Raw genomic sequence first — 1,122 nt, 5'->3', positions numbered from 1 at the left:
TCCATTGCGATTGGGTGGATCAATTCTACTGACATTTCAACGTTGTCACCTGGCATAACCATTTCAACGCCTTCTTTCAACTGGATCGCACCAGTTACGTCAGTTGTACGGAAGTAGAACTGTGGACGGTAACCATTTAGGAATGGAGTGTGACGACCACCTTCTTCTTTAGAAAGTACGTATACTTCTGCGTCGAATTTAGTGTGCGGCTTGATTGTACCTGGTTTAGCAAGTACTTGACCACGTTGTACGTCTTCACGCTTAGTACCACGAAGAAGAACACCACAGTTCTCGCCCGCACGGCCTTCGTCAAGAAGTTTACGGAACATTTCAACGCCAGTAACAGTTGTTTTCGTAGTATCACGGATACCAACGATTTCAACTTCTTCACCAACTTTGATGATACCTGCTTCTACACGGCCAGTTACTACTGTACCACGACCAGAAATAGAGAATACGTCTTCGATTGGCATCAAGAATGCTTTGTCGATAGCACGTTCTGGTTCTGGAATGTAAGAGTCAAGTGCTTCAACAAGAGCAAGAACAGAAGACTCGCCATATTGACCAGCATCACCATTAAGTGCTGCAAGCGCAGAACCACGGATCACTGGAGTGTCATCACCTGGGAAGTCATAAGTAGAAAGAAGTTCACGAACTTCCATTTCTACCAATTCAAGAAGCTCTTCGTCGTCTACAAGGTCGCATTTGTTCAAGAATACGATGATGTAAGGTACACCTACCTGACGAGAAAGAAGGATGTGCTCACGAGTTTGTGGCATTGGACCGTCAGTCGCAGCACACACAAGGATCGCGCCGTCCATCTGAGCAGCACCAGTAATCATGTTTTTAACGTAGTCGGCGTGTCCTGGGCAGTCAACGTGCGCGTAGTGACGAGTTGGAGAGTCGTATTCTACGTGTGAAGTATTAATGGTAATACCACGTGCTTTTTCTTCAGGAGCAGAGTCGATTTGTGAGTAATCTTTCGCTTCACCGCCGTAAGTTTTTGCACAGATAGTTGCAATCGCAGCAGTAAGAGTAGTTTTACCATGGTCAACGTGACCGATTGTGCCCACGTTTACGTGTGGTTTATTACGTTCAAACTTGGCTTTAGCCATGATGATC

1 protein-coding gene is annotated in these 1,122 nt (G+C 45.7%); it reads right to left on the bottom strand.

Going from position 1 to position 1,122, the window contains the following annotated elements; genetic code table 11:
* A partial coding sequence (gene tuf, locus PAE54_RS12405) for an elongation factor Tu (RefSeq protein ID WP_326519660.1) occupies window positions 1-1,115 on the bottom strand: 1,115 nt, incomplete at its 3' end.
* Between the last annotated feature and the right edge of the window lie 7 nt (window positions 1,116-1,122).

The sequence above is a fragment of the Acinetobacter minutum genome (genome assembly GCF_035916735.1).
GTDB lineage: Bacteria > Pseudomonadota > Gammaproteobacteria > Pseudomonadales > Moraxellaceae > Acinetobacter.
The sequence above is the reverse complement of the archived record's forward strand: the minus strand, read 5'-3'. Positions and strand labels throughout refer to the sequence as shown.